The organism is Algoriphagus ratkowskyi (genome assembly GCF_002150505.1).
GTDB classification, from domain to species: Bacteria; Bacteroidota; Bacteroidia; order Cytophagales; family Cyclobacteriaceae; genus Algoriphagus; species Algoriphagus ratkowskyi.
Genome location: NZ_MSSV01000005.1, coordinates 75,087 through 98,585, shown reverse-complemented (window position 1 = coordinate 98,585; position 23,499 = coordinate 75,087). Strand labels below are relative to the sequence as shown.

General features: G+C 39.2%; 26 protein-coding genes. 14 read left to right on the top strand and 12 right to left on the bottom strand.

Features of this window, described 5'->3' with window-relative positions; genetic code table 11:
- Positions 1 to 5: 5 nt before the first annotated feature.
- The 6 genes from BVH02_RS07555 to BVH02_RS07535 all read right to left on the bottom strand — a co-directional run bounded on the left by BVH02_RS07555 (position 6) and on the right by BVH02_RS07535 (position 3,511).
- Positions 6 to 938 carry a polysaccharide deacetylase family protein gene (locus BVH02_RS07555; RefSeq protein ID WP_086500797.1) on the bottom strand — a complete coding sequence of 311 codons (933 nt, stop codon included), beginning with the start codon at positions 936 to 938 and terminating at the stop codon, positions 6 to 8.
- A 33-nt stretch (positions 939 to 971) separates the two neighbouring features.
- Positions 972 to 1,238: a hypothetical protein gene (locus BVH02_RS07550; protein WP_143244190.1), complete on the bottom strand. Its 267-nt coding sequence runs from the start codon at positions 1,236 to 1,238 to the stop codon at positions 972 to 974.
- A gap of 33 nt (positions 1,239 to 1,271) precedes the next feature.
- A complete protein-coding gene (locus tag BVH02_RS07545; RefSeq protein ID WP_086500795.1) occupies positions 1,272 to 1,544 on the bottom strand; it encodes a hypothetical protein in 273 nt (90 codons plus the stop codon).
- A gap of 42 nt (positions 1,545 to 1,586) precedes the next feature.
- Entirely contained in the window at positions 1,587 to 1,730 is a 144-nt protein-coding gene (locus BVH02_RS21375) for a hypothetical protein (protein ID WP_158093865.1), read from the bottom strand.
- A gap of 286 nt (positions 1,731 to 2,016) precedes the next feature.
- Positions 2,017 to 3,078, bottom strand: a complete 1,062-nt coding sequence (locus BVH02_RS07540; protein WP_086500794.1) for an aminotransferase class I/II-fold pyridoxal phosphate-dependent enzyme — start codon at positions 3,076 to 3,078, stop codon at positions 2,017 to 2,019.
- A 10-nt stretch (positions 3,079 to 3,088) separates the two neighbouring features.
- The gene (locus tag BVH02_RS07535) at positions 3,089 to 3,511 is read right to left on the bottom strand and encodes a VOC family protein (protein ID WP_086500793.1); all 423 of its coding nucleotides are present in this window, start codon (positions 3,509 to 3,511) and stop codon (positions 3,089 to 3,091) included.
- Between the two features lie 60 nt (positions 3,512 to 3,571).
- On the opposite strand from BVH02_RS07535, the gene BVH02_RS07530 reads away from it, so the two are divergent.
- The 3 genes from BVH02_RS07530 to BVH02_RS07520 all read left to right on the top strand — a co-directional run bounded on the left by BVH02_RS07530 (position 3,572) and on the right by BVH02_RS07520 (position 5,858).
- On the top strand, positions 3,572 to 4,474 hold the full coding sequence (locus BVH02_RS07530) for a patatin-like phospholipase family protein (protein ID WP_086500792.1): 903 nt from the start codon (positions 3,572 to 3,574) through the stop codon (positions 4,472 to 4,474).
- Positions 4,461 to 5,078: a class I SAM-dependent methyltransferase gene (locus BVH02_RS07525; protein WP_086500791.1), complete on the top strand. Its 618-nt coding sequence runs from the start codon at positions 4,461 to 4,463 to the stop codon at positions 5,076 to 5,078. The genes BVH02_RS07530 and BVH02_RS07525 overlap by 14 nt, the downstream gene beginning before the upstream one ends.
- Positions 5,079 to 5,255: 177 nt before the next feature.
- A complete protein-coding gene (locus BVH02_RS07520) occupies positions 5,256 to 5,858 on the top strand; it encodes a trimeric intracellular cation channel family protein (protein ID WP_086500790.1) in 603 nt (200 codons plus the stop codon).
- A gap of 42 nt (positions 5,859 to 5,900) precedes the next feature.
- Here BVH02_RS07520 and BVH02_RS07515 read toward each other — a convergent pair whose 3' ends face one another.
- A complete protein-coding gene (locus BVH02_RS07515; RefSeq protein ID WP_086500789.1) occupies positions 5,901 to 6,479 on the bottom strand; it encodes a methyltransferase family protein in 579 nt (192 codons plus the stop codon).
- A 128-nt stretch (positions 6,480 to 6,607) separates the two neighbouring features.
- Between BVH02_RS07515 and BVH02_RS07510 the strand changes: the two genes are divergently transcribed.
- The gene (locus BVH02_RS07510) at positions 6,608 to 7,816 is read left to right on the top strand and encodes an NAD(P)-dependent oxidoreductase (protein ID WP_086500788.1); all 1,209 of its coding nucleotides are present in this window, start codon (positions 6,608 to 6,610) and stop codon (positions 7,814 to 7,816) included.
- Entirely contained in the window at positions 7,809 to 8,468 is a 660-nt protein-coding gene (deoC, locus tag BVH02_RS07505) for a deoxyribose-phosphate aldolase (protein ID WP_086500787.1), read from the top strand. The genes BVH02_RS07510 and deoC overlap by 8 nt, the downstream gene beginning before the upstream one ends.
- On the opposite strand, the gene BVH02_RS07500 is transcribed toward deoC, so the two are convergent.
- On the bottom strand, positions 8,465 to 9,574 hold the full coding sequence (locus BVH02_RS07500) for a Na/Pi symporter (RefSeq protein ID WP_086500786.1): 1,110 nt from the start codon (positions 9,572 to 9,574) through the stop codon (positions 8,465 to 8,467). The two genes, deoC and BVH02_RS07500, sit on opposite strands and share 4 nt — an antisense overlap.
- 239 nt (positions 9,575 to 9,813) lie before the next feature.
- Between BVH02_RS07500 and BVH02_RS07495 the strand changes: the two genes are divergently transcribed.
- The 6 genes from BVH02_RS07495 to BVH02_RS07470 all read left to right on the top strand — a co-directional run bounded on the left by BVH02_RS07495 (position 9,814) and on the right by BVH02_RS07470 (position 16,146).
- Positions 9,814 to 10,944: a hypothetical protein gene (locus BVH02_RS07495; protein WP_086500785.1), complete on the top strand. Its 1,131-nt coding sequence runs from the start codon at positions 9,814 to 9,816 to the stop codon at positions 10,942 to 10,944.
- 12 nt (positions 10,945 to 10,956) lie between these two features.
- Entirely contained in the window at positions 10,957 to 11,400 is a 444-nt protein-coding gene (locus tag BVH02_RS07490) for a nucleoside deaminase (RefSeq protein ID WP_086500872.1), read from the top strand.
- A gap of 104 nt (positions 11,401 to 11,504) precedes the next feature.
- Entirely contained in the window at positions 11,505 to 12,116 is a 612-nt protein-coding gene (locus BVH02_RS07485; protein WP_086500784.1) for a superoxide dismutase, read from the top strand.
- A 206-nt stretch (positions 12,117 to 12,322) separates the two neighbouring features.
- Entirely contained in the window at positions 12,323 to 14,755 is a 2,433-nt protein-coding gene (locus tag BVH02_RS07480) for a TonB-dependent receptor domain-containing protein (protein WP_086500871.1), read from the top strand.
- 72 nt (positions 14,756 to 14,827) lie between these two features.
- Entirely contained in the window at positions 14,828 to 15,868 is a 1,041-nt protein-coding gene (locus BVH02_RS07475; protein WP_086500783.1) for a serine hydrolase domain-containing protein, read from the top strand.
- A complete protein-coding gene (locus tag BVH02_RS07470) occupies positions 15,865 to 16,146 on the top strand; it encodes a hypothetical protein (RefSeq protein ID WP_086500782.1) in 282 nt (93 codons plus the stop codon). Before BVH02_RS07475 ends, BVH02_RS07470 begins: the two co-directional genes overlap by 4 nt.
- Positions 16,147 to 16,218: 72 nt before the next feature.
- Here BVH02_RS07470 and BVH02_RS07465 read toward each other — a convergent pair whose 3' ends face one another.
- The gene (locus BVH02_RS07465) at positions 16,219 to 16,683 is read right to left on the bottom strand and encodes a MaoC family dehydratase (protein ID WP_086500781.1); all 465 of its coding nucleotides are present in this window, start codon (positions 16,681 to 16,683) and stop codon (positions 16,219 to 16,221) included.
- 263 nt (positions 16,684 to 16,946) lie between these two features.
- On the opposite strand from BVH02_RS07465, the gene BVH02_RS07460 reads away from it, so the two are divergent.
- Together BVH02_RS07460 and mtgA are read left to right on the top strand one after the other, a co-directional pair.
- Positions 16,947 to 17,741: a class I SAM-dependent methyltransferase gene (locus BVH02_RS07460; RefSeq protein WP_086500780.1), complete on the top strand. Its 795-nt coding sequence runs from the start codon at positions 16,947 to 16,949 to the stop codon at positions 17,739 to 17,741.
- 9 nt (positions 17,742 to 17,750) lie between these two features.
- Positions 17,751 to 18,452 (top strand): monofunctional biosynthetic peptidoglycan transglycosylase, encoded by a 702-nt coding sequence (gene mtgA / locus BVH02_RS07455; protein WP_086500779.1) that lies wholly within the window; start codon positions 17,751 to 17,753, stop codon positions 18,450 to 18,452.
- A 432-nt stretch (positions 18,453 to 18,884) separates the two neighbouring features.
- Here the strand turns inward: mtgA and BVH02_RS07450 are convergent, their stop codons facing one another.
- Together BVH02_RS07450 and BVH02_RS07445 are read right to left on the bottom strand one after the other, a co-directional pair.
- On the bottom strand, positions 18,885 to 20,612 hold the full coding sequence (locus tag BVH02_RS07450; protein WP_223271838.1) for a chloride channel protein: 1,728 nt from the start codon (positions 20,610 to 20,612) through the stop codon (positions 18,885 to 18,887).
- Between the two features lie 116 nt (positions 20,613 to 20,728).
- Positions 20,729 to 21,658 carry a M28 family peptidase gene (locus BVH02_RS07445; RefSeq protein WP_086500777.1) on the bottom strand — a complete coding sequence of 310 codons (930 nt, stop codon included), beginning with the start codon at positions 21,656 to 21,658 and terminating at the stop codon, positions 20,729 to 20,731.
- 69 nt (positions 21,659 to 21,727) lie between these two features.
- Here BVH02_RS07445 and BVH02_RS07440 point away from each other — a divergent pair, with 69 nt between their 5' ends.
- Positions 21,728 to 22,714, top strand: coding sequence for an NTPase (locus BVH02_RS07440; RefSeq protein ID WP_086500870.1), 987 nt, complete (start codon positions 21,728 to 21,730; stop codon positions 22,712 to 22,714).
- Between the two features lie 201 nt (positions 22,715 to 22,915).
- Here the strand turns inward: BVH02_RS07440 and yjjX are convergent, their stop codons facing one another.
- The gene (gene yjjX, locus BVH02_RS07435) at positions 22,916 to 23,482 is read right to left on the bottom strand and encodes an inosine/xanthosine triphosphatase (protein ID WP_086500776.1); all 567 of its coding nucleotides are present in this window, start codon (positions 23,480 to 23,482) and stop codon (positions 22,916 to 22,918) included.
- Positions 23,483 to 23,499: the final 17 nt, after the last annotated feature.

Below are 23,499 nucleotides of genomic sequence, written 5' to 3'. Positions count from 1 at the left end.
CAAAACTACATCGTTTTACCTACTTCTCTCCAAGTCACCAATTGCACCTTATTCATCTTTAATAGTTCTCTGGCTTTTTCACTGGTGAAGAAGTCATAATCTGCTTGTCTCCATGGCGCATGATAGGTGTCATGATCTTTTGTTACCGCATTCATTTCTTCATCATCAAAAGCCAGATGAATCAAAATCACATTCAATCCTGATGTCAGATTATTAAGCGAATTTGTATAATAAGCTTCCATGCCAGCCTCGTAATCTTTTGGCTCAGCCATAAAAAGCTGATCGACCACAGGGAACTTATCCACATTTATTCCTGAGAATAATGCTGAATTGGGCTTTACAATCCCATCTACCATTTGTTGATTAATCATTGCAGGTATTTTTAGCTCCTGAGCAATCTTGAGGTAAGAAGCTAAATACTCCGGGCGGCCATAGAAGATACAGCCCATGTGAGAATCAAGATGAGTTGGCGTGATCCCCATTAGATTAGCAGCTTTGATTTGTGCACGAATTTCTTTCTCCACTTCCTCAGGACTTGCATTCGCAGTCACTTGTTCACAATCAGGGAACATGTGCCCTTTTTCATTTGCTAAACCAGGAACCGCTGTTCTTCCAGCTTCTGGTCCCCAGTTGAAATTCAGCCACTCATTCGTTAGCGTAATATGAATTCCGATATCTGCATTAGGCATTTCTTTTGCCATTTCCCCTACTTCTGCTGACCAACCTGTAGGCACCATCATACTAGTGGAGTTCACAACACCATTCTTCATTGCATCGAAAGTCGCTTTGGTCTGTGAATGCGAGACGCCCACATCATCTCCATGAATGATGAGTAGCTTCGCATCTTTGGCATATCCGAGCTTTTCAGCTAGGTTTTGGGAAAAAGTGAGGGTTGGCAAAAAAGCCAAAAGAAATAGGAAGTAGCGTATGGTTTTCATTTTAGGTTGTTGTTTAGCCTAAGATAAATATTCTTAACTCTTATACACTTTCGATTTAATTCGGTAAACCCAGAGATAGGTGAAAAAAGTTAAAAAAACCTGAAGTATAACGAAGTATAGCCAGGTGTTTGGTTCTTTTAGAGGCTCGAAATTGATTGTGTTATTGTAATAAAGCTTGGAGATAGTCAGCGCTGCTAAAGTTGCTGGAAGGATAACTATTAGCCAGAAGTTGAGAAATGATCTATAAATAAAAGGCGTTGGCTTTTTGGTAGTTGTACGCTTGATATTATGTTTTTTCATAGTGAAAGTTGAATTTGCATCCTGGAATTCCAATCAGGCATCTTCTTTAAATTTAGCTGACTTCGGCTTATACTCTTTATAATACAACCAAATCCCCAATATCAATTGGAATATTAAGATTCTAGCATAGGTTGAAGGCAATTTTAAAAAGTCAGCCCAAAGTGGGTCACTTTTGAAAAACTGGCCTCCCATCGTAATAATAATACTTCCCGGTAATAAGACTGCCAGCCAGAAGTTAAAAAATGAGCGATAAACAAATGGAGTTTTCTTCTTAGAATTTCTGTCTGTGTCTTCCTGTATTTCCATTAGTTTATTTGAATTTGGTTGTTAGTATTACGATTAGGCATTTTATCTAAATTCCTTAGATCGAGATTTGTAATCCCAAAAGTACATACAAGTTCCAAATACTAACTGGAAAGCAATGAAACCAAGCCACAGTTTTGGACTTTTCAGCTGATCCAATGTGATAGGTTCATCATTGAAAAATGCCATAGCAATGATAGTTAGTATAGAAGTCGGCAGAATTAAAATGAAGTAAAAATTAAGAATAGAGCGGTAGATGGGAGGTTATTTCTTCTGTATCATACTATTTTGTGTATATCCGCATTTTCAGTATTAAAATATAAAATAAGGATTAATTTAATGTTAAACACTGGAAATGAGGCTACTTCGGTCACCCGTCATCGGTCTTCCAGCCTGTTGAGCAAAGAAAATAATGGTACTGGCAGGATTGCGGATAATCATATTCTAGTTTATCCATTTTACAAACTAGATCTTTTTATGATTTTGCTAGATCACGAATCACCTGATTGAGATACATCAAGTCTTCCAGTTCATGATAAGCAGATAGTACGATTCTGTTTACAGTAGGACTTTCCGCGGTCGGGTAAGGAAATGAAGAAGTAATGATTCCAGCTTTTTCGAATTCTTTGGTCCAACTAGCATCATTGCACACAAATACTGGGAAATCCCGACTTCCATGGATTTGCGGAATGTGTGTTGTCTCTTGTGCAAAAATGCCACAAGCATCTTCTAACCATTTTTTCTTTTTCAGGTAGAGTTTCTCCATGTCTAAGAAAGTCTTCAGATGAGCTGGTGATCCAGGCGATGCACCTCCGAAAAGTGGCGTGGCTTTGATTTTATATATCTGAGATTCTTCTCCCAAAATTATTCCAGCAGGCAAGCTCAATCCTTTTCCAAGCGAACCTGACACCAGCAAGTTATAAGCTGAGTCAGCCCATTTTTTGTAAGTTCCATAGATGCTATTTCCAATGGCTCCGAAGGCATGACTGTCATCGATCAAGAGACTAACCTCGTGTTTTTGAGCGATTTCCTTTACCCACGTGTAGTCATGAATTTCACAGGCAAAGGGATCTACGGCATTTCCGATTAATAATATTTTTCTTTGAGAAAGGCTTTCTGACTGTGCAAGACAATGATTTTTCCATTGTGTAAAATTAAATTGGATGGAAGGGGAAAAATTGTCTGGTACTACAGCTGAGTGGCTATCTGGAGCGATCCAGATTTCAACAGCATCTTGCGCTAGAGCTTTCCATGCTGCGATTCCTGCGATATATCCTGAGCTCAGAACTGCAGCAGCTTCTGCGCCAGCATTTTGTGCAAACTGATTTTCGAACGCATCAAAAACCTGAAGACGAATAGAATTGATCCTACTTTGGCCATGATTCGCTCCAAATCGAAATAGATTTTCCGATAGTTGATTTAGAAAAGATTTTTCTTGGCCAATTCCCAGATAAGAAGTTCCACTGAAATAGAGATAATTTCTTCCTTCAATAGTGATCGTCCGACCGATTCCAGAGTCTAAGTAGTGAGGTTTCAAATTAGAGAATTTATTTGGCGAAAATCTGAGATTCGTCCTGAAAGGATTTGAATTCTAAAGCATTTCCGCAGGGATCAAGGAAAAACATAGTAGCCTGCTCTCCTACTTCACCTTGAAAACGGATGTAAGGTTCGATCACAAATTCAATTCCATGTGACTTCAGTTTATCGGCTAATTCATGCCATTCGCCCCAAGGTAATATCGCACCAAAATGCCTAACAGGAACGTACTTTCCATCCACGGTATTCGTGTGGGCAAGTGCTAATTCCTCAGGTTTGATATGTGCTGAGAGTTGGTGTCCAAAGAAGTTGAAATCTATCCATTTGTCGGTGCTTCTTCCAATTTCGCAGCCTAGAAGATCTCCATAGAATGCTCTGGTTTCGGCGATGTCCCTTATTGGGAAAGCCAGGTGAAAGGGTTTGAATTGGCTCATATTGTGTACTTTCGTTGAAGGTTTTTCAGCTTAAATTTAGTTGATAATTTCTAATCTACTATGAAGAATAGGAAATCAGTATCATTGGTTTTGAGCAGCGGTGGAGCGCGGGGATTAGCGCACGTGGGAGTCATTGAAGAGCTGGAAAAACGTGGGTATTACATCGCTGAAATTGCAGGTTGCTCAGCTGGAGCATTAGTCGGAGGCATGTATGCAGCGGGTAAAATGGATGAATTTAAGGATTGGATTTGCCATTTGGATAGACTTGACGTGTTTTCGCTAATGGATTTTACATTTTCCAGCAAGGGATTTATCAAAGGAGAAAAGGTCTATAATGCCTTAAAAAAGGTAGTAAAGGATTGCCAAATTGAGGATTTGGACATTCCATTTTATTGCAATGCTGTGGATTATATCAATGCCAAAGAAGTCGTTTTTAGAGATGGGAGTTTATATGCGGCCATTCGAGCTTCGGGAAGCATTCCTACTGTTTTTCAACCCGCGCGATTCCAACGCCATGAATTGATCGATGGTGGCGTGCTGAATCCTGTCCCGCTTTCACTATTACAGCAAGCAGAAGAAAATATGATTGTAGTTGTAGGATTGAATGCCAATGATTCTGAATTGATATTACCTCCAAAAAAAGATCCTACGGGCAAAAGCTACCTTTCCATGCCTGCTTGGGTAACAGATTACCGCACAAAAATGCGTCAGTATTTTCCCGAGCAAGTAAAAGAAGAAAAGCCTGCTTCTCTTAGTTCTATCAGTTTGATGAACCGTTCTTTTGACTTACTTCAAGATCGCTTTTCGGCCTTGTTAATAGAAAAATTTGAGGTTGATGTTTCGATACAAGTGGCAAGGAATCAAGCAGGAACGTTAGAATTTCACCGTGCGGAGGAAATGATAGAAGTAGGAAGACAAAAAGCAATTCAAGCCTTAGATAAATGGGAAAATGAACATCTCTGAACTGAATAAATTACTTGGCAACATTGATATCTACTTGCTTGATCAGATTCTGAAAGGCAGGTTTTCTACAGAAATGATAATCCTTGATGCAGGCTGTGGAGAAGGAAGGAATGCTGTTTATTTCGTCAATGGTGCATATCAAATTTTCGGCATTGATCAGAACGAAACGGCTATTCAGTACTGTAGATACATGTCAAAGAGTCTGGACAAGAGCTATGATTCACATAGATTTCAGGTAGCAGGATTAGAAGAAATACCTTTCCATAAAGAGGCATTTGATGCGGTAATCTGCTCGGCCGTGTTACACTTTGCGAATGACGAAACTAATTTTTGGCAAATGATGGACGAGATGCTCCGAGTACTAAAACCAGGAGGAGTTTTATGGTTTCGGATGACAACAGCTTTTGGAGGAATATTGGAAAATAGTCAAGCTCTTGGGGAAGGAAAATACTTGCTTCCGGATGGATCAAGCCGGTTTTTACTGACAGAAGCTCATGTGAATAAGTTGCAAGAAAGGGGATTACGATTTCTGGAGCATCCCAAATCTGTGCTGGTTCATGGACAGCGGACAATGGGAGTTTTTGTGATGGAAAAGACGATATGAGAGATTAAAGAAGGAGAGTGGAGAAAAGAGATTAGAGATTTGCGCCACCGTTGGTGTCTTACGCACGGGACCATTTCGTTCTTTTAAACCAGTGATTTTGTCTCATGATTCAGAATAATTGCAGAGCTTTGCAGTAGCTTATGTATAAGTGAGATAAGAGGTCAACATTATTTTTAGATGGATTTACAATACGGATTAGAATTAGTTGGAACCTTTGTTTTTGCCATATCGGGTGCTTTGGCAATTCGGGAACTAGAGCACGACATGTTTGGTGCTGGGTTTACGGGTTTTATCACTGCTATAGGTGGAGGTACACTTAGGGACATCTTGCTGGATAGTTATCCACTGGTATGGATTGGAGATGTGGTTTTTCTATATGCGATTTTGGCAGGAATTTTAGCGGCATTTACATTCACTAATTTTTTAAGCAGGCTACGTAAGACATTCTTCCTATTTGATACACTTGGCATCGCATTTTTCACGGTACTTGGCGTGGAAAAAGCCTTAAGTCTTGGTATGAGGCCAGAGATAGCAGCTATCATGGGTATGTTCACAGCAGTAATGGGGGGAGTGATCAGAGATACTTTGACCAACCAAATTCCAATTCTTTTCCGCAAGGAAGTTTATGCTTCTGCCTGTTTGGCTGGAGCTATAGTGTATTTGATTCTCGACCATTTAGAAATCGCTCGGGATCTTAATCTGCTAATTTCCATTGTTGTAATTATTGTGATCAGACTACTTTCTATGAAATACAAGTTAAGCTTGCCACAATTAAAATAGTAGCATTTTCAATGGTCTAAGTCATATTTCAGTTCTCTAATCTTACCACAACTTGGGTATAATGGCTGGGACTTCTTCTTTGTATTTTTGATACTGCTCGCCAAATTGTTTAAGTAGGTTCTTTTCCTCAAAATAGATCCCAAAGGGTAAGTATACTAGTAGACAGCCAAGATGAATAGCAGCACTCATAGAACCAGCAAACAAGAAATATCCAAGGAATATTAACACAAGACCAGCATAAAGAGGATGACGAATTTTGGAGTAAAGTCCAGAAGTTACTAATGATTCATCTTTTTTTGCTGAAGGCCTAAGACCTATGAATTTCTTCAGGGAGTAATTTTTGCTGGACTTTGTGGCGATGATTGTTCCAAAACCGGCAAACATATAGCCCAAGTAATCTGTCAAATCAGTTTTTGGAATCAGTACAGTTTTGGGAATTAACACTGATTGGATCATGATACCCAAAAAAAAGATGAGTGAAAACAAAGTGTAGATCAGGCGATACCATTTATAAGAATTTCCCAATTTTCCCTCCATAATTTTTTTTAACTTGGAAGCAGCTAAAATGGAATGTAAGGTGTAGAAAACCATCCAGCTGAGAGCTAGCAGTACATAATTCATTGGTGTATATTAAATTTCGGAGTAACTAAAATTTTTATGAAATCGAGCATGACAAAGAACGTTGCACGGTGGGGTGATTACCTACCATGCGAGATTCCATGTGGCCTTAATAAAACAAATATAAACACATGAAAATCGGAATAATCCGCGAAGGAAAAAACACGCCTGATAAACGAGTTCCATTTACACCTGTTCAGTTGAAATCTATTCAGAAGGAATACGAAGGGAAGCTCAGTATTCTGGTACAATCCAGTTCTATACGATCTTTTTCTGACCAGGAATTTATAGATGCGGGAATAATGGTGTCCGATGATATTTCTGATTGTGATGTGCTTTTCGGAGTGAAAGAGGTGCCCATAGATCAGTTGATAGCTGGGAAGACTTACTTTTTCTTTTCTCATACACTCAAAAAACAACCTTATAATAGAAAGCTACTTCAAGCTGTTTTGGAAAAAAACATCCGATTGATAGATTATGAAGTTTTAAAGGGCGAGGACGGTAATCGTGTGGTCGCCTTCGGAAGATGGGCAGGCATAGTTGGTTCATACAATGCTTTCTGGACCTATGGCAAGAAGACTGATTTATTTGATATCAAACGAGCTAATGAATGTGCAGATCTGAAAGAGCTTCATAGCGAGCTTGCTAAAGTGCAGCTGCCGCCGGTGAAAATTATTCTGACTGGCTCAGGTCGTGTGGGCGGTGGTGCATTGGAAGTGTTGAATTCTTTGAAGATTCGTGAAGTTTCGGTACATGACTTCTTACATGGATATTTTGAAGAGCCAGTTTATGTGAAGTTGAGTTCACCTGATTATAACAGACGCAAATCAGACGGGGGTTTTGATAGACAAGAGTTTTATTCAAATCCAGGCCTTTATGAAAGCCATTTTCAGAAATTTGCAGAGGCGGGCGAGCTGATGATTTCTGGAGCCTATTGGAATCCAGATGCTCCTCGACTATTTACTATTAAAGATATCGCACCTGATGATTTTCAGCTTTCAGTGATAGCGGATGTGAGTTGTGATGTGGGAGGCCCCATTCCTACCACGATTTCTTCCACCACGATTGCTAATCCTGTTTATGATGTGGATCGATTTACAGGACAAAAAATACCAGCTTTTGGCAGTCAGACAAGCATCTCCGTAATGGCTATAGATAATTTGCCCTGTGAACTTCCTCGAGAAGCGAGTCAGGAGTTTGGTAATCAATTGATGAAATGGGTGATTCCTGCGCTTTTGGAAGAAAACTCGGGACTACTAGAACGCGCGACTATTGCACGTGACGGGGATTTGACGATTGAGTTTATTTACTTGACAGATTTTGTTAATCAACATGAATAACCTGAATCGATTTCTTGAATCCACGCTTTTGAAACCTACCATGACTGGCTCAGAGGTAGATTTTTTAGTGCGAGAGGCTATTGAGGAGCAATTTGTAGGTGTTTGTATTCCACCTTTTTGGGTGAAAAAAGTGCGAAGAGACTTAGGGGAAGAGAATGTACAGTTAGTGACTGTAATAGGTTTTCCTTTTGGCTATTCTGATACAGCCACAAAAGTGTTTGAAACTCGTGAAGCGATCCGTCAAGGTGCAGATGAGTTGGATTTGGTATGGTCTCAGACTGCTTTCCACTCTGGTATGAATTGGGAAAAGATTGAAATTGCACAGATAGCAAAGCTTTGCCATGAAGAGGAGCGAATCCTCAAAGTCATTATCGAAACAGCTAATTTGGATGACAAGCAAATTGTAGGGGCGTGCTTGATATGTCAGGATGCTGGAGTGGACTTTGTGAAAACATCCACTGGCTATGCTTCAACTGGGGCAAAAGTAGAAGATATTAAGCTGATGCGAGAGAATTTATCTTCATCTGTAGGTATCAAAGCAAGTGGAGGAATCAAAACATTAGACTTTGCGCTCGAGCTGATCAAAGCTGGTGCGGATAGAATAGGTACTAGCTCAGCTAAATCTCTGATGGATTCCTGGAGAAATTCTTAATCGTTGCTGAAATAGATCAATAAAAAAGGAATTACGAAGAAGGTCAGCAGAATGTAGACAAAGCCAAGAATTCTACTTTTAACTGTTCTCTTGCCCATATATATAGCCAAGAGCACAGGGATATTTCTCAACGTAGGAAATGGTAGGAATATCAATGCGCCTATAAAATTGAAAAGAAAGTGAACAATGGCCAGTGCAATGGCAGCTTCTGTTTTGTAAATGGCAGCAATTGCCGCGGTGATCGTAGTTCCTATGTTAGCTCCTATGATGAATGGGAAAGCCTTTCGCACAGATACTTTCTTTTTGGCAACTAATGGCACTACCAAGGAGGTGGTCACGGTACTAGACTGTACAGCTGCAGTAAAGAACATTCCATAAATAAATGCCATATAAGTATTCTTGAATATTAGTTTATTGATATCCTGAAAGCTATTGACTACAAATGCTTTGTAAACAGAAGTGGACAAGATTTTAATTGCGGAAAAAACCAAAAAGATCGAAAGTATCATCGTCAAAAATGGGATATCTATGGTATTAGAGATCCATTCTGAAAGTGGCCTTGTAAACACTTTATTATATACTATAGGCCCAGAGTAGGATTCGTCAGGCATAAAAAAATGAGCTATTGCGACTGAAATCTTGGATAAAAAACCAAAATATACTTCCAAAGGCAGCAAAATTACAACGGTGCAAATGTTAAAAATATCATGCAGCATACCTGCAGAGAAGGCTCTTTTGAATTCCTTCTTATTCATGATATAAGAGAGAGAGACTAAGGATGAGGTAAGAGTAGTACCGATGTTTGCACCCATCACCATGGGGACAGCCTGCTCGAGCGCCATATTTCCTGATGCTACTACTGCCACTACACTGGCGGTGACAGTGGAACTGCTCTGGATTAGTGCAGTCATAAGTAGCCCAATGAAGAGGCTGATAAAAGGATTTCTTGTGGCTTGAAGGATGTTTTCAGCAATCTCATTGTTTAGGTGGCTCATTGCCACCGTAAGCAAATCAATTGCGAAGATGAAAAGCATCAGAGCCAACATCATCATGAGATAACTCTTAGCCTTATTTACTTTATTGTTTTCCAGCTCTAAGTTCTCCATTTATTAGATTCAGAATTAATCAGTTTTCTACTTTATCTCAAAATTCAGCAATTCAAATTCGGTGGGCAGAAGCCTATCATCCAAATTTTTGATAAAATATTGAGCAAAATTTGAAATTTTTTTGCGGAAAACAAGACGAAACTATCTTTCAGAGACGGATTTGTGCTTACTTAACAATTTGATAACATGGATAGAAAGATAACTTCTTTAATTTTGGGCTACCGTCCAAACGGCAAAACATGGCCAAGAAAAAAATAGATCAAAACATAAATCAGGATAAACTCTCTAAGGGAGCCTATTCTCTGTTCGATTTTACCAAGAAAGAGAAACCATTCCTGATTGTAATCCTTGTCCTGGTAACAACTGCTGCTGTAATCACCCCCTACACCTATGCTGCAATGTGGTTTGGCTTTGCCTTGGCCGCTTATTCTGCGATTGCAAATGATAGTATTCAGACCATTGGTACTTTCATCGCTTCTAACCACAGTAAGAAGTGGTATTGGCTCTGGCTGTTTATGGGAATTATCTTTGTAGCGACAGTGAGTTACAGTTGGATTGTTTTTGATGGAGATGTGAGTAATCAGCGTTTGAGCGTACCTGGTCTAGATAGGGCGCCTACCGGTTTTGTTTTTCTTCAGCTCGCAGCTCCTATTGTTCTTATCATAATGACTAGGATGAGAATGCCTGTTTCTACCACTTTTCTTTTGCTGAATGTCTTTACTTACAAAGCAGGGACTATTGTGAGTGTTATGTTCAAGAGTTTTGTGGGTTATCTATTGGCATTTGCTTTAGCAATGATTGTTTGGTTTACACTGGAACGATTTGTTAAAAATTACCTTAAAGGCAAGCCTGCTCCTTATTGGATTTATTTACAGTGGATTACTTCCGGTACTCTTTGGGCTGTATGGATCATGCAGGATGCCGCTAATATTGCTGTTTTTCTCCCTAGGCAATTAAATGCCATAGAATTCGCAGGTTTTGCAGGGTTTATATTTTTGGGATTGGGATTCCTTTTCTACATGAAAGGAGATAAGATTCAGAGCGTGGTCAATGAGAAAACAAATGTGACAGATGTACGTGCTGCAACGATTGTCGATTTTGTCTATGCGATAATTCTATTATATTTCAAAATGTACAACAATGTACCTATGAGTACCACTTGGGTATTTATCGGGTTACTTGGAGGTAGAGAGATTGCCATCGCACTTGGAAAACATGCCAAAGCAGAAAAGAGAAATACATGGCTTTTTAGAGCTTTCAAATTAGCACGAAAAGATATTTATAAGGCTTTTATTGGTTTAATTATTTCGTTAATCATGGCAGTCATTATCAACGAAGGTGTGAGAAAAGAAATTTTAGCCTTTTTCTAAGTAGTGCTGGAAATAGAGCTATATAGTCACGAGTACTTCATGAATGAAGCCTTGAAGCAAGCAAAAAATGCTTTCGAAGAGGGGGAAATTCCTGTGGGTGCCGTGATCGTGTCTAAGAATAGAATTATTGCAAAAGCCTACAATCAAACAGAGAAGCTCAATGATGTAACTGCCCATGCAGAAATGCTTGCGATCACTTCTGCGGCGAATTACATGGGAGCAAAATACTTGAATGATTGTAGACTTTATGTGACGCTCGAGCCATGCGTAATGTGTGGCGGTGCACTTTTTTGGTCTCAAATAGGGGAAATCCATTATGGAGCATCTGATCCCAGAAGAGGATATTTGCAAAGCAATCCTGGTATTTTGCACCCAAAAACTAAAGTCTATTCGGGTAGTCTTGCCATAGAGTCAGAGCAGCTTTTGTTGGAATTTTTTAAAAAACTGAGAAAATAAAAGGAAATTCATCAATCGAGAACCTTTTTCAATTTGCCTTGGTTGCTAAGGCAGATTATTTGTAGAATTTTTAATCAATCTTTTAACCATAAAATTTAAATAAAATGGCTTTCGAACTTCCAGCTTTACCTTATGCCACTACGGCTTTAGAACCACACATTGACGCAAAAACTATGGAAATCCACCATGGTAAGCATCACAATGGATATGTAACTAATCTTAACAACGCAATTGCGGGTACTGACTTAGAAAACAAATCTCTAGAAGAATTGCTTCAAATCGCAGGCTCAAATACTGCAGTTAGAAACAACGGTGGTGGTCACTATAACCACAGTCTTTTCTGGAAAATCATGTCACCAACTGGTGGAGGTGAACCATCTGGAGAGTTGGCTGACGCTATCAATTCTAAATTTGACAATTTCGATGCTTTCAAGGAAGAGTTCAACAAAGCAGCAGCAACTAGATTTGGTTCTGGCTGGGCATGGTTGATTTTGACAGCTGAAGGTAAGCTAGAAGTAGTTTCCACAGCAAATCAGGATAATCCATTAATGGATGTGGCTGAGGTCAAAGGAACTCCAATCATCGGACTTGATGTATGGGAGCATGCATATTACTTGAATTATCAGAATTTGCGTCCTAGTTACATTGCAGCTTTCTGGAATGTGATCAATTGGGATCAGGCAAACGCGAACTACGCTGAAGCTTTGAAAAAATAAGCTTTATAAGAAAAATTATAAGATCCTCGGGCAACTTGTTCGGGGATTTTTTTTGTCCAAAGCTGAAATTTTACTGTACGATTTCGATACAGTCTTTTTTAAGTAGACTTTGAAAAGTCACTCCTAGAGCTAATTTAGGCGCTTTTCAAGCCTTGGCATTTCTTTTTCAATACGTGGCACAGAACGACACACAAAGTAATATTGAAATGAAAACTACCAACCTACTATTTTTAACGCTTTTCACTTACCTATTTGGGCTAAGTAATTTGGCGGCAAAAGATGTCAGCCGGATTACCGGTAAAATCATCGACCAAAATGAACAAGCAGTGCCTTATGCAAATGTGGCATTGATAGATGCTGTCAGCGGCCATCTGGTGGACGGAGCCGTATCTGATGAAAATGGAGTTTTTCTCATCGAATCTACGAAGACTGCCAAGGTGAAATTGGTGGTTTCTTCTATAGGTTTTACCTCTTTTGAATCGGAAGTATTTGCTCTGGCTCCAGGATTAATCAAGGCTTTCGGGGCAGTTTCTGTTCAAGACGAAATGACTGGATTAGATGAGGTCACAGTGAAATCTACGCGTCCGGAAATCATCATAGAAGCGGATAAGACCACTATCAATGTGGAGGGAACTGTAATGGCGGAAGGCTCAAATGCACTGGACGTGATCGGGAGATCTCCCGGGATATATGTGGATCAAGATGGGATAATCAATTTAAACGGGCGTACAGGTGCTACTGTGATGATCAATGACCGACCTACCTACATGAGTGCCACTGATCTTGCCAACTTCCTTCGTGCTATGCCAGCCGATAATATCAAGAGCATAGAAGTGATCAATAATCCATCCGCTCGATTCGATGCAGAAGGTTCTGCTGGGGTGATTAATATCAAGCTGAAAAAAAATACAGTAGATGGTATGTTTGGAAATATTCAGGCTGGTTCATTGTATAATGGACAATGGCTGCCGAATAGTGGCGTAGCACTGAATGTGAAAAAAGGTAAGTGGAGCACGAATGCTAATTTGAATTATAATCACTTTGGAAACTTCAATGATTTGGAGATTAATAGAAACTTCAGCTTGCCGGAAGGGATTTCAAAATTCAGTCAAGACTCCAGGATCACTACCAGAAACAAGAATCTGTTTTTCAATGGCGCTGCCAATTACGAGATAAATGCGAATCAAAATATTGCGATAAATGTCCAAGCTTCCGGCTCAGATGATAGTGATGATAGTAAGTCATTGACAGACATTATCACTCCTGGCCTGTCTGATGTTAGCTATTTGGATTCTCGAAATGACTCTAGAGGAACTGGAAATCGAATTTTTGCTAACCTTCACTATGATGCGAAGCTAGACACATTGGGTACCAAGATCAGCTCAGACATTGATTTTACGAGGATGAATTCTGACAGTGAATCATTACTGACTAATATGCAATGGGTGGGAGAAAATACTTCTCAGATACTGAATAGTAAAATTCTGACCCTGAATGACATGTACTACAATATCTTCACTGCAAAGGTTGACTTTGTAAAACCTGTAGGAAAAGGAAATACCATCGAAACTGGAGTAAAAGGTAGCTGGGTGAAATCTGACAATAACCTGAACTTAAATAAATCTCAAGAGGAAGGTCCATTTATCCCAGATCCATCTAGCAATAGCTTTATTTACAATGAGAATGTGCTTGCTGCTTATATCTCTTACAAAGGGAAATTCTCTGATAAGCTTTCCTATCAAGTAGGCTTGAGAGGCGAGCATTCTGATATCACAGGTAATTCGGTTACGCTGAATCAGGTGAAGAATCAGAAGTATTTCAACTTATTCCCAAGTGCTTTCATCCAGCATAAAATAAGTGACAATTATCAAATCGTCTATAATGTCAATCGTAGGATAACCAGACCGAATTATCGTTTGCTGAATCCTTTTGTGTACTACATAGATCCACTGACTACCGAAACAGGTAATCCTAATCTGAAACCACAGTATTCTAATAACTTCGAAATGAACCATGTGGTGAAAGGTATGTACCAATTTACCCTCGGCTATAGCGAGACGGAAGATGCATTTATGCAGGTATTTATGCAAAATGAAGATGAACGCACGACGACTACTTTCACTGATAATTTCGACAAAACAAGAAATGCCAATTTCAGAGCAATTATTCCGGTAGATATCAAAGAATGGTGGGCTGTATCCAATATGGTGCAGGTAAATTATAACCAATACAAATCTCAGATTGGCGATGATTACCTTAACAATGCCAACACTTCATTTATGGTACGCTCGCAGCATAACTTTACCTTGCCAATGGGCTTCAAGGCTGAAGTAATGGGAATTTATCTAGGTCCGCAGATTTGGGGACAGGGGGAGATCTCAGGCTTCGGCTGGGTAGACGCCGGTGTGACCAAGTCTATATTGAAGGATAAAATCACGCTCTCCGTCAATGGTACTGATATTTTCCGAACTCAGGTGATTAAAGCCAAAATTGACTTTGCAGCTATAGATACCAATTTCCGACAGTATAGAAGTAATCAGGGAGTACGATTTACACTGAAATATAATTTCTCCAAAGGAGAAAGCTTCCGAGTAAAAAGTAACTCAGGAAGTTCTGAAGAGCGAAATAGATTGGATTAGATGGTAGAATGAGCACTTCTCTAATAAGGGAGGTGCTTTCTATGTTATTTAAGATTTACTAAAATATAGACTATGAAGAAAAATATATTCTTTGGAATCCTAGTAGGCATGTTCGCAGGATTCACTGGGGTTGCAACAGCCCAGGATTTTTCCAAGCTCGACCAGTTTTTGGACTCTTTGGAAACTCATGAAAAGTTCATGGGAAATCTCCTGCTTGAGCGAGATGGCCAGGTAATTTATGAGCGTTCAATTGGCTTCCAGGATACTGAGACTGAAGAGGAATTGACTAGCACATCTCGTTTCCGTGTGGGCTCTATCACCAAAATGTTCACTGCATCTTTGGTAATGAAAAGTGTGGAGGAAAGAACATTAAATCTTAATCAGCCTCTTTCTGACTTTTATCCTGAGGTAAAAAATGCAGAGAAGGACACGATCAGCAACCTGCTTCAGCATCGGAGCGGAATTCACAATTTCACCAATGATGAAGTCTACATGACTTATTATCTTGACCCTCAAACCGAGGAGTTTATGATAGAGAAAATCATCGCCGGCGGGAATGATTTTGAGCCAGATAGCAAGGGAGACTACTCCAATTCTAATTTTGTGCTGCTGACTTATATTTTGGAGAAAGTCAATAAGCAATCCTACGCTGATCTGATCAAAGAATACATCGCTTCACCGTTACAGTTGAAGAATACTTATGTAGGTAAAGCTCCCGTAAAGGAAGAGGCTAAGTCTTATCAATTTAAAGAAGGAAAATGGGTGTTTGAGCCGTATACCAATATGTCAGTTCCCGCTGGAGCAGGAGCGATCGTGTCTACTACCGCTGATCTGGCTAAGTTCATTGAAGGGCTGTTTTCCGGAAAAATCATCACAGACGAAAGTTTGAAGCTGATGATGGAGATTAAAGATGGATATGGAAGAGGAATGTTCCAGTACCCTTATGATGAGAAGAAATTTTATGGCCATTCAGGAGGCATCGATGGTTTTCGTTCTCAATTGAGCTTTTTCCCTGAAGAAAAGCTGACACTTGTAAGTCTCTCAAATGGTCTAAACTATAATAGTAATGATATAGCCGTAGCTATGCTGCATGGTTACTTGGTAATGAGGTGAATATTCCAAATTTTACCAGTGTCGCATTGACTGAAGAAGAGCTGGATCAATATGTAGGAGAGTATGCTTCCGAGCAGATTCCTTTGGTGATTACATTTGTACGGGATGGGAATGTGCTCGTTGCCAAACCTACTGGTCAGCCGGATGCACCTTTGGAAGCAAAAGGGGAACATCGATTTGAGTTTTCGATGGTGGGTGCAAACTTTGAATTCGCTCCGGAAAAAGCCGAAATGACACTGAAACAAGGAGGTGCTTCAATTGCTTTCAAAAGAAAATAATCAAAAATAGCCAGGTGATCGCCTGGCTATTTTTATGTTTTTATAGTTCTTTAAAAGGATATGATTTTTTAGCTACTGGAAGTGATATAAAAAGATCAGAACTCCGGTAAAAGCTGGCTTTTTTTGATCTTTGATTTCGAGTTTCACTTCTACCTCAGCTTTCACTGTTCCTCGCAAGTTTGCTACGTTTTTGAGCTTAGCCGCAAGTCGAACTTCACTATCTACCAATACTGGAGTAGCAAATCTTAAGGATTCGATTCCGTAATTGATCATCATTTTTAGATTTCTCACGTCTACGATTTGCTCCCAAAGATGAGGGACAATACTCAGTGTGAGGTAACCGTGTGCAATGGTGTTTCCAAATGCTCCTTCTACCTTAGCTCGCTCAGGATCGGTGTGAATCCACTGGTGATCATGCGTAGCTTTTGCGAATATATTTATCTGTTCCTGAGTGATATGGAAATATTCAGATGTGCCTAGACTTTGTCCGTTATGTTGTTCGAACTCTTCAAAACTACCAATGATTACAGGGGACATGTGTTATTTTTTTTGGTAAAAAACCAAATTAGGGAAGTTTTAGTGGGATTTACAAGTGTATTAGTGAGCGTAAGCCTAGTAAATAAGGATAGAAAGTTGTGAAGTCAGGTACTGTGGTTGTTTAATATGGATAACCAGTTGCTAAATAATTTGCATCAATTACCCAACTTCTACAGAGTGAGACTGCTCATTTGTAAATCCTTTACTAGGATTTGTTGGAACAGGTTTTTTATTGATAATTTCGAATCCAAATACTCTAGCATATGACAGCATATTTACATGGTTTTATTCCTGAAGAGCAACAGCGACTGATGGATCAAGCAGGAGTGCTGGGTTCTCTCATATATCCTCGGATTGATTTTGGTGGATGCAAAAAACTCCTCGAAATCGGGTCGGGAGTAGGTGCGCAAACGGAGACTTTGTTAAGATTATTTCCTGATCTGCAGATTACCTGTGTAGATTATTCCCAAAGTCAACTGGATCGAGCTAAGCAGAATTTGGCTTATGCTGGAGATCGGGTAAGTTTTGTCTGTCAAGATGCGAAGGAGCTCATTTTGGAAGAGAAATACGATTCGGTATTTATTTGCTGGGCTTTGGAGCATATCCCCAATTCTAATCTAGTTTTAGACGCTATAAAGCCATATTTGCTGTCTGATGCAAAATTGTGGTTTACTGAGGTTTTCAATTCCAGTTTTTACTTCAATCCACCGCTGGCAGGATTGTCTAATTACTATGTCGCCTATAATGAATTTCAGAGATCCTTGGGAGGGAATCCTGATATTGGTGCAAACCTTGGAAATCTGTTATTGCAAGCCGGATATAGCCAAATAGAATTGTTTCATGGAGGGTTTCATTTGGATCAGAGAAACTCTGATGAGCTTAAAAAGATCACTCAGTATTGGAAGGGTTTGATGAAAAGTGCTGGGTCAGGTATGATCACTGCTGGATTGATTACTCAAGGTGATTTGCTGGCTATGGAAAAAGACTTAGATCTAATTGCAGAGGATGAGAATGCCGTCTTTTTCTATCATTTTGTACAAATAAGTGCTACAGTTTAATTTATAATTATGAAGCTTATTAAGAGGTTATGGAGGTTGATCTGGAAAACTGCAATGTGGTTTTTGATTATTTCAGTTGGGTTAACTGTGGTCTATCGCTTCGTGCCTGTACCTATTACTCCCTTGATGGTAATACGTGTTTTTGAACAGGCATTTGATTCCGAGAAAGAAGTTCGATTAAATAAGGACTGGGTTTCATTAAGTGAGATTTCGAAGAATGCACCTCAGGCAGTATATGCGGCAGAGGATCAAAAATTTATGGATCACAAAGGCTTCGATATTGAGGCAATGGAAAAAGCTTGGGAAAATAATAAAAAGGGAAAGCGGATAAAAGGTGCAAGTACTATCACTCAGCAGACCGTGAAGAATGTATTTTTATGGCAATCAAGAACTTATTTAAGGAAAGGTCTTGAGGCGTACTTCACTGTTTTGGTAGAACTGATCTGGCCAAAGCACAGGATTATGGAAGTTTATCTGAACGTGATAGAAATGGGTGATGGTATCTATGGAATTGAAGCTGCCTCTCAAGTGTATTTCAATAAACCTGCGTCCAAACTCACACGAAATCAAGCTGCGCTGATTGCTGCTGTCCTCCCTAATCCAAGAAGATGGTCTCCAGCCAAACCATCAGGTTACATTATTGGCCGACAAGGCTGGATTCTTAGACAAATGAATAATCTCCCCCCGATTGGAATGGGGGTAAACCCATGAATATTCTTTCCGGAAATGTGATTATTTGATGTTAAAATACGAAGCTAGATAAAAGCACCTTTTTTAAGAGAGCGATTTTTATGACATATCACAGAATACTATGAGTGACACAAAATTTTCTATTTGAATTAGGAGAAATATGACATTTGAAATAAGTTGGATTTTAATTTCTCAGTAAGTAACAGAATGTTAAAGACCTTGTTTAGAGGCTTGATTTGAGTTTTAAAATAAGCAAGTTATTTTTATCCACATTTTGGATTATTTATCCACACTCACAAATTTAACTGCTCTAATGCACTGATAATTAGTAATATATCCGCTAATTTCTAAAGGGAATTTTGTGGATAAAAGAGGCTAACTTAAAAAAAGGAGTAAAATCGTCATAACAAAAAAGTGGATAAATGCCTCTTCCAAATATTATTCTTAATTCGATTAATCTTGCTTTTGTTTGATTAGGCGTTTTCGATACGCATTGAAGATTCTAGACTTGGAGACAAAGCCTAAATATTTCCCTTCTTCGATTACAGGGAGGTTCCAAGCTCCAGAAAGCTCAAACTTTTCCATGGCTTTTTGCATATTCTCAGTGGCCAATAGGATTTCAGGAGGACTGTGCATCAGTTCCTTTATGAGGGTCACTTCTTGTTTTTCCTTATCAAACATGATATCACGGATATCGTCCAAAGTTACAATGCCTCGCAAAGCCTTATGCTCATCTACCACCGGGAATATATTTCGCTTAGATATCTTGACCAGGCTAATCAAATCTTTCAATTTTGCATCAGGGTGAATTGGCAACAAGTCGCGCTCAATCACATGAGTAATAGTTATGAGTTCTAGCAATTCCTGATCTTTTGAGTCTGGTAGATGTCTCCCTTTTTCTTTCAGCTGTGTGGTATAAAGACTGTCTTTTTCATAGGCCGTTTTTGTTACGTATGAAATTGCAGAAACGAACATCAACGGAACAAAAAGCTCATAGCCTCCAGTAAGTTCTGCTATCAAGAATATAGCTGAAAGAGGTGCATGTTGAACTCCTGCCATGACACCACACATTGCCACCAAAGTGAAATGAGCCAGTGGAAGTGGAATTGTGAATCCAAAAAGATTGCTCGAATAAGCGAAGAGAAATCCTAATATCCCTCCTACATAAAGTGAGGGGGCAAAAATTCCTCCGCTACCACCAGCACTGAGTGTAACCGCCGATGCGATTGGCTTAATTAAGATAACAAATGTAAGGAAGACAATTATTACTGAAGGATGCTCAATGATCGAGAAGAACGGACTCCGCTCGAGTAATTGATTGGAATTTCCTTCTATTAGTGTATTCAGTGTTTCATATCCTTCCCCGTAAATTGGTGGAAGAAAGAATACCATGATTCCCAGGATAGCTCCGCCGTACAGAATTCTCAATGCTTGGCTATCTAGACTTTCCATTAGTGACTCAGTGCTTTTCACTGCCCTGCTAAAATATAGAGAGACCAAACCGCAAGCTATACCTAGAAGTAGGTAATAAGGCATGTGTGAGGCTTCGAAATTCTCTGTCAATTTGAAATTGAAAACAGAATCTTTACCAATAAGAATCATAGAAGTCAATGAGCCAGTCACGGAGGCTATCAGCAAGGGAATAAAGCTTGCTGTACTGATTTCCATCAATATTACCTCAATCACAAATATCACCGCGCCAATAGGAGCACCGAAAATGGCCGATATAGCAGCTGCAGCACCACAGCCTAGCAATAGGGTTCTCTTTTTGGCATTTAGATGAACCAAGGAACCTACATTAGAACCAATGGCAGATCCAGTTACCAGCATAGGTGCTTCTAAACCTACAGATCCGCCAAAGCCCACGGTGATTGCTGAAGTAAATATCCGGCTGTAGGTCTTTACTTTTTTGATAATACTTTGCTTTTTGGATATGGTAAATAAGATGTCTGGTATACCATGTCCCCCTACATCTCTAAAAATAAATTTTCCTAGAAGGTAAGCCGCTGAAATACCTATTAGTGGATAAAGTATGTAAAGGAAATTGGCGTATTCTTTGTAAAAACCTTCCGTAAGAAAATGCTGAATAGCATGTACGCTATGCTTTAAAATCACTGCCGCAAGACCAGAAAGCACCCCGATTATCCCACTGAGAATAAGGATAAAGGTTTGATTGCTCATGTGTCTGAGCCTCCAAATTAAGAGTTTGGTTATGAAGTCTGTTTTAGCCAAAATTTCGCAAGTAGCGTGCTTTAAATTCTAAGGTAAGCAAGATGTATGAAATGAAAAGGAATAACCTACTCTTTAGGTAATTCAGCATCCAGTGCTAAGATACTTTTCAGGATAAGATTTACTGCATTGACATAAAATTCCTGATCTATATTTTGAAATGAATCGCTAGGCTTATGATAATCGGGGTGATCTTCTACTCCAAAATAAATATGTGGGACATTTGCCGTAAAAAAAGGGCCATGATCTGAGGATTGTGTCCAGTTATCACCTCCTGTGTTTGGCTCATCATGGCCAAATAGCAATTTCGGGGTGGATCCAGCAGTGGCTTTCTCTAAGATTGTTTTTAAGGAAGGATTGTAGTAGGTGCCAGAAGCATAAAGCTCACCATTTTTATTTCTGGAAATCATATCCATGTTAATATTCAATACAATTTGCTCCAGTGGAAATGGGAAATCTTTCACTAAGGCTTTTGCACCTTGCAAACCCATTTCTTCTCCATCCAAAGCAGCGAATATCATAGAGTGCTGCGGTCTATTCTTCTTGAAATACTTCGCCAGTTCTATCACAGCAGCTGTGCCAGAAGCATTGTCATCCGCACCATTATAAATGGTATCGCCTTCCGTATTTGGCCTGCCTACGCCTACGTGATCATAATGTGCAGTAATCACAATTAATTTCGAAGATTCACTTCCGGCCACAAAGCCCACGATATTTACTGCATTCTCATAGGTTTTATTTTCCCTTCTATTTTCAAATGTAAATTTTTGCTGAAAATCAGGATACTGAGTATCTAAAGCAATACTTTTGAACTCGTTAAGAATAAAAGATCGAGCCACTGCGTTACCTTCAGTGCCTGTTTTTCTTCCTTTTAATTCATCACCTGACAAGTATTCTATATTTTCAAGTAGAGTCTTGCTATTTATACTTTGCCCATTAGTTTCTAGAAGTACTAGAAAGAATAGACAACTTAGCGTGTATTTGATTGAGAGCTGCATCAAGGGTAGTATTTTGCGTTATGTATATTGGTAAAATTAATAAGCTTGGTGGATCACACCTCTGAATTCATGAAATATTATAGCCTTCTTTCTATTATTCTTTTAAGTAATATATCCGTTGCGTTGGCACAAGGGACATTGCCTCATACATTTTTTAATGGAAAATCAGTAGTATTTGTCTCTATAGATCCTAGCGCCAGACCAGTAATGACATGGATAGAAGTGGCAGATAGCGTACATAATGCTCTTGTCAAAGCGGGAGCTGATCCTGTTGCCTATTTTGAACTGGAGAAAGTTGCACTATCAGAGGCAGTTCAGGCAGATTACGCTAAATCGTTCCAGCAGCGGATTGTAAAAAATATAATTCTAGTCACACGACAAAAAAATCAAATGAGCATTCATGTTGGTCCTTTTTCCGGAAATGATCAAATTATTCCTTCTACAGCATTATTCGGTGTGACAGGAGAAAATATTGGAGCAGTTACCAGTCAGTTTGGCCAGATAGGAGAGAATCAACCAACGCAGAACCTTCTGGTCTTGGATGTACCGGAGTTTCTTAAAATCAGCTCCTCAGAGACTTCCTCTAGTCAGAAATTTTTGACGACTAACCCTCTAAATTTAAATGTATTCAAATTGGGGATTACTATAGAAGGTTCATCCGGTGAGACTGGGTTATTAAGCTATTTTAGGTATGATATGTATGGTAAATCTCCCGAAGCAATTCTTTCGGAGCAGGCAGCACAGAAAGCTGGAATAGAGCAAGTGTTAAAGCAGGAATATCCACATGAGATAGCGTGGCTAACAGAAGCAAAATCTGAGCAGGTACTGATTCGAGATAGAGTGCAATTTCTTTTGGTGAAAGTTGAAGGAAGAGAGGCAGATTTAATGAAAAGTATGGGGCTTGAGCCAAAGCTTGATCCATCGTCTTCACAAATTGTAGTAAAATATTATATCAAACTTCTAGTGCGAGATGAATTATATATCGGTCCTGAATGGGATGCTGACCCTGATTGGAAAGTTGCACTAAACAATTTTCTGCAGAACTTAAAAAAATAGGCCTCTCAATTGAGAGGCCTATAGCTACTTAATGATAGGGGTGATTTAAGCAACTTCTACTTCCATTGATTTCCAAAAGGATATTGTAATATTCTCAGCCTATTGGATAAATCAAAGTTTTAAATTTCAATTATTCAATAATAATCAAAATATTTTCGATTAAAAGATACTTAGGTGAAAAAATGTTAAAAATAATTGCGCTTAATACAACTCTTTATTTAGAAAAGGAATCAAAGCCAATATAATTGCCTGATTATAATAGTTTTGTCTAGATACAGCTCCATGAGTCAGAATTCCCACAGAACCCCCTTGTTGCTTAGAATTTTCTTGTGCAAACAATTGATCGTCTGCTGCGCCAAGCTCCATTCCTGAGTGAATTAGTTTTTTGATAGCGTCTGGAAGGTAGAATGTTCCTGTTTTTGATTTGCCGGATAGCCCAAACTTGTTTTCAATATAGATCCAAGCGAAGGCATACATACCGTGTGCATCTTCTTCAATTCCCCCCTCAATTCCCACCCAATAATCAGCTTCTGGAAATGCATTCCTAGAGTTAAAAACTCTATTTTTTGCTCCCAGGTAGGTTTCTTCATCGCCTATTGGTTGTTCAGATACTTGTGAAGCTGAATTGATACCATCTACTATGAATCCTTGTGAAAATGCTTCCGAAAAAGCGGTATCAGTGCAGGCGATTTTTATAGGGTTTTTACTACCTACTATTACTAATGGCTTTTCTATAGCCTGAAAATTTTGTCTTTTTGGAAAATTCATAGAATAAAAAAGCCTAG